Raw genomic sequence first — 5492 nt, forward strand, 5'->3', positions numbered from 1 at the left:
TCCCGAATCAGGGCGAAAAGCGGATGAATACGGCAAAGAGATACGAAAACTGGTTTATCAAGGATATTCGATTTTGTATCGGATTAATTTAGCTAAAGAGCGAGTAGAGATCGTGAATATTTTTCGAGAAAATCTACCTTGAGTAGAATATACAAATAGAGAGGTAATATGAGAGGATTGAAACAAATAATGGAAGTAAGGATGATGGCGCTATGATCGAACAATTTATCCGTGAGGTATTGGCCGAAGATGTGGGGCGTGGGGATTTGTACGCACGGGTATCTGATGCGGTGAGCGCCAGTGCGAAAATCATCGCTAAAAGCGACGGTGTCTTAGGCGGAGAAGAATATTTGCGAGTTTTGGCAGAGTTGGAAAACTTTGAAATCGTCTGGTATAAACATGATAGTGACACATTCACAAAAGGGGAGATTCTTATGGAGCTTTCCGGCGATTCTCATACCCTTTTAAAAATCGAGCGGACACTGCTCAATATGCTGCTGCATGCCAGCTCCATCGCGACATTGACCCGCCGCTATGTCGATCTCATCGCTCCGTACGGTACAAAACTCCTCGATACCCGAAAAACCCGGCCGCTCTTGCGCAATTTCGAAAAATACGCGACCCGTATCGGCGGGGCGACGAACCATCGGATGGGATTGGACGATGCCCTGATGCTCAAAGATACTCATCTCAAAACCATTGAGAATCTCGAAAGCTTTATGGAAGAAGCGCGTAAAAAAATCCCGTTTACTTCCAAAATCGAAATCGAGGCCGAAGATTTCGAGATGGCGGCTCACGCGATGCGTTGCGGTGCCGATATCGTGATGTGCGATAACATGAGCGTCGAACAGCTTTCTGAAGTGGTCAAATACAAATGGGAACACCACAGCGGTGTACTGCTCGAAGCAAGCGGAAATATCACCCTAGAAACGATCGAAGCGTATGCGCAGACCGGAGTCGATGCGATCAGTACGGGTGCATTGATCCATCAGGCCAACTGGATAGATATGTCGATGAAAATGGATTAAGAGCGGTATCGCGCTTTAACAATTCTAAACGTGTTATAAAAATTAGGGAGAAGGAGGGGGATTCATGGCTGATGATATGGAAAAAACCGAAGAACCCACCTCCAAGAAGCTTTCCGATGCCAGGGAAGAAGGAAACGTCGCCAAAAGTCAGGACATCGTGGGGGTCGTCGTACTTTTTGTAGCGATTTTGGCCTTGATGATGATGTTTAATTTTATCGCGGATCGAATGCTGAATCTGTCGCGGTATTATTTTTCGCTGCTTTCAACTCCATTACACAGAGATATGCTGATCGATATTGCGATCGTAACGTTTCGGGAAACGCTGATCATGGCGTTGCCGATAGCGATAATCGTTGCTATCGCCGGAGTCTCCGGAAACGTTGCCCAGATCGGTTTTAACTTTACAACCAAGCCGTTGACCCCTAATTTCGGAAAACTCAATCCGATCAAAGGACTTGCAAATCTGCTGACGATTGAAAAGATGCTTCAATCGATCAAAATTACCCTCAAGTCGCTTACGGCGATGAGTATCGGATTTATTTTCTTCTGGCATTACATCGAAGAGCTTCCAACCGTAGCGTTGATGAGTCTTCCAAACCAGATGATCTGGTTGCGAGACAAAGCGATTGTGCTTGCTTCAGTGATGCTCATTATTATCTTTATCTATGCAATTGTCGATTTGTTTTTGACTCGTAAGCAATATTTCGACAAACTGAAAATGTCGAAACAAGAGATCAAAGACGAGATGAAAAATATGGAAGGGGATCCTCACGTCAAAGCCAAAATTCGTCAAATACAATTTCAGGCGGCGCGTAAACGGATGATGGCCGCCGTCCCGACGGCAGATGTCGTAATTACGAACCCGACCCATTATGCGGTTGCAATTATGTATGACGAGACCAAGCATCATGCCCCGGTCGTAGTGGCCAAGGGGGTCGACAATATTGCCATCCAGATCAAGAAGATTGCGCGCGAAAACGGGGTACATATCGTTCAAAATCCTCCGCTGGCCCGATCGCTGTATAAAGAGGTCGATGTCGACCGTCCGATTCCCGATATGCTCTTTACGGCCGTGGCGGAAGTTTTGGCGTATGTGTACAAAATGGGTAAAAAGCGCAGAGGGCTTTCGTGATGGAGCGCTGGGTAAAACTTCTTGCGGATAAAAGAATCATCGCCGCAGTATTTTTAGCCATCATCATCATGTTGGGCGGTGTATTGTGGTATCTGGAGCAGAAAGTGACATCGCAAACTCTGGAGCGTTTAAGCGATCAGCTTTCGTTGGGATTAAACAATCAGCTGGAAAAAGAGCGTTCGCTTGCATTGCGTTACGCATTGATCCTTTCTCAAAATAGCGCGTTGAGCGAGGCGTTGGAACTGGAAGACGAAGATAAGGGGTTTAAAATTCTCTCAGAGGTGATGGAGTCGATCAAACTCCATACCGATTCGCTGATTCGTTCACAGGTTATCACTTCCGATTATGTCATTTTTGCCCGCAGTTGGGACAACTCGTATGCAGGTATGCCTTTGGATTTTCACCGTCCCGATCTGCTTTATTTTCAAAACCACAAAAATCCCCGTTCCGCTATCGAAGTAGGGCGGAAGCTGGGTATTAAGGCAACCGTTCCTGTTTATCATCAGGATAATATGATCGGTTTCGTCGAAGTGGTCTCTTTTTTTGAACCGACGCAGGAGTACTTTGACCGTCTGGGGATCGATATGTACATCTTGATGGATGACCGTTTTTACGATACGGCGGTTTTTATGCAGGATAATCCTGAAATCGGCAAAGAATATATATTGGCCAATACGAAATACACTCAAAGCGATTTGAAGTTGTTAGAAGGGATCGATTACAAAGCGCTTCGCCAAAGACGCGTCCTCTACAGCGGAGGGCGTTATTTGTTTTACGAACCGATGAAAAACGGGGAGGGGGAGACGATCGGTGCTTTCGTCTTTTCCCTCTCTCCGAAACAGATCAGCGCGTATGCCCACTCGGATGATGAAGATATTTCGTTTTTGATTCATCTTTCTCGAAATGAATTGTATGATGTTATGGTGAAAAAATCGTTGGATAATTCGCTTTTTCAAAGCGTATACGATAAAGACCTGCTGTATTTGAAAGATACGGTTTCTCCGGAAGACCGAGAGATGTACCTGCAAGAAGCCAGAGAACGGCTTAATGCGTATTCGAAAGAGGAACTGATCGGTATTATGCTCGGATATAAGGTCAACAAAGAGATAAAAGGGGAGATTCGATGAGAGTATTGCTGCTGGAAGATGAATACATGCTGCGGGTCAGCGTCACCGAATTTTTGGAAGATATGGGATATGAAGTGGTCGGCTTTTCAAACGGTGAAAAAGCGTTTGACGCTATTTATGAAACCCATTTCGACCTGTATCTTCTGGATGTCAATGTCCCGGGAATGAACGGGTTTGAATTACTGCGCACACTGCGTAAAGAGGGGAATAAAACTCCGGCGATTTTTCTCACGTCGATGGTCAATGTCAGCGATTTGCAGGAGGGATATAAATCAGGATGTTGCGATTATATACGCAAACCTTTCGATCTGACCGAATTGCAGATTCGGATTATGCATGCTCTTAAAAGTTTTTACCATGACGGTGAAAACAAGATCGATTTCGGCTCAGGTCTGATTTACGATACCGAAAATTTTACCCTCACGCACAACGGCGAAAATATCGCTTTGAGTAAAACGGAAAAAGAGATATTCTCGGTTTTACTCAAACATACGAATCAAGTGGTATCGGTAGAGATGTTTCAAGACGAGATTTGGGGAGAATACGTCGATCCGGCGAACATCCGGGTACAAATCAATAATCTGCGTAAAAAACTTCCGATCGATATCGTCCAAAACCGACGCGGGCTAGGATACCTCATTGAACGATAAATTTTATGCGTTGAAAAATGCATTCATTTATACGATGCTCGTTGCCGTTTTATTATTGGCACCGACCTATCTGTATGTCGCCTACATGAAATATGTATATGAAATCCAATACGAGTTCAAACTCAAACGCCAATCGCATCTGATTCTCCGCTCGATGGAAGAATTTGATCCCAAAGAGACCGGCAAATTCGATTATCCCCGTTTCCGGTCGTTTCAGTCAGGATTGTACGACGAACATTTCAAACCGATATTTACTCTCATATCCTCGCCTCCGTTAATCCAAAAGGCAGGTTACCATCTCGAAAAAAGGGGCGCTTATTTAATCGTGGCCTTACCTGAACGGCGTTATTTCGACGCCACCTATTTAGTGGTTCGCGGGAATATTTCGTATGCACAGATATATCAGGACGTCGTCATTATGCTTCTTGGGGTTGCAGCACTGATTTTTGTCCTCTCCCTCTTTTTTCTCGATCGGTTTGCCCTTCCGTTTCAACGGGTCAATAAGCGGCTCGATCAGTTTATCAAAGATTCGATGCATGAGATCAACACGCCGCTCTCCATCATCAACGTCAATATCGATCTCTACAACCGCTCAAATCCTGCCAATAAATATCTTCAGCGAATTAAAGCGGCGACGAAAACATTGGCGACTCTCTATAACGATATGGATTATCTGATTAAAAACGAGCGTTTGTCATTTGAATACGAAGAGATCAATCTGAGTCAGTATCTCCAGGATCGGATCGATTATTTCTCGGAAGTTGCGGCACTGAAAAACATTACGATCGTTCCTCAGATCGAGGAAGGGGTTGTAATTGTGTTCAATCCGACGCAATTGCAGCGGATTATTGATAATAATCTCTCCAATGCGATCAAATACTCCTATGAAGAGGGGAGAATCGATATCACTCTCGAAAAAGCGGAAGGCCGATGCATTATGAGTTTTGCCGATCAAGGGGTCGGTATCGAAGACGTCAACCGGATTTTTGAGCGCTATTATCGTGAGAACCGCGATAAGGGGGGATTCGGTATCGGGCTCAATATCGTCAAATCGATTATCGATAAAGCGGGAATCGAACTTAGAATCGATTCGGTATTCGGTAAAGGGAGCACTTTTGCCTATAGTTTTCAACCTCCGATTCTTCGTCTCTGATTTTTTCTCTTTTTTTACATTAATTTTACATTCCTCCTTTACAATGGTGATTGAATATTTGAACAAGGAGAGCCAATGCGAATAGCAATAATACTTGGGATCGCTTCTATGCTGGGAGCCGCTGATCTTTCATCGGTCATTGAGAGTCCCGATGCGACGGCCATTCTGAAAAAAGATGCCCTGCCTGCACCGGCACATTACACAATGCCGGAAGGGTGTATTACAGAAGATGCCGCTGCGATTGCACGCGGAAAATATATTTTCCATAACCTAAACGGAAAAGATGCCAAAGAACCTGCTCCGGAAGGGTTGGTCAAAATCCTCCAGAACGGAAAAGAGAAACAATTCGGCAACTGTGTCGCCTGTCACAATTTCGGAGGGGCGAAAGGGTATGGAAACATC

General features: G+C 44.8%; 5 protein-coding genes and 1 pseudogene. All 6 read left to right on the forward strand.

Going from position 1 to position 5492, the window contains the following annotated elements:
• Positions 1-212 precede the first annotated feature (212 nt).
• Positions 213-1028, forward strand: coding sequence for a carboxylating nicotinate-nucleotide diphosphorylase (gene nadC, locus Q0389_RS03980; protein ID WP_298691861.1), 816 nt, complete (start codon positions 213-215; stop codon positions 1026-1028).
• Positions 1029-1092: 64 nt separating this feature from the next.
• Positions 1093-2160, forward strand: coding sequence for a flagellar biosynthesis protein FlhB (gene flhB / locus Q0389_RS03985; RefSeq protein ID WP_298691863.1), 1068 nt, complete (start codon positions 1093-1095; stop codon positions 2158-2160).
• Positions 2160-3287: a cache domain-containing protein gene (locus Q0389_RS03990; RefSeq protein WP_298691864.1), complete on the forward strand. Its 1128-nt coding sequence runs from the start codon at positions 2160-2162 to the stop codon at positions 3285-3287. Before flhB ends, Q0389_RS03990 begins: the two co-directional genes overlap by 1 nt.
• The gene (locus Q0389_RS03995) at positions 3284-3937 is read left to right on the forward strand and encodes a response regulator transcription factor (RefSeq protein ID WP_298691866.1); all 654 of its coding nucleotides are present in this window, start codon (positions 3284-3286) and stop codon (positions 3935-3937) included. The genes Q0389_RS03990 and Q0389_RS03995 overlap by 4 nt, the downstream gene beginning before the upstream one ends.
• Positions 3927-5090, forward strand: a complete 1164-nt coding sequence (locus Q0389_RS04000) for a HAMP domain-containing sensor histidine kinase (RefSeq protein WP_298691868.1) — start codon at positions 3927-3929, stop codon at positions 5088-5090. The genes Q0389_RS03995 and Q0389_RS04000 overlap by 11 nt, the downstream gene beginning before the upstream one ends.
• A 75-nt stretch (positions 5091-5165) precedes the next feature.
• Positions 5166-5492, forward strand: a pseudogene (locus Q0389_RS04005) (sulfur oxidation c-type cytochrome SoxX); the annotation flags it as partial.

It is taken from the genome of uncultured Sulfuricurvum sp. (assembly GCF_937936435.1).
In the GTDB taxonomy this organism is placed as follows: domain Bacteria; phylum Campylobacterota; class Campylobacteria; order Campylobacterales; family Sulfurimonadaceae; genus Sulfuricurvum.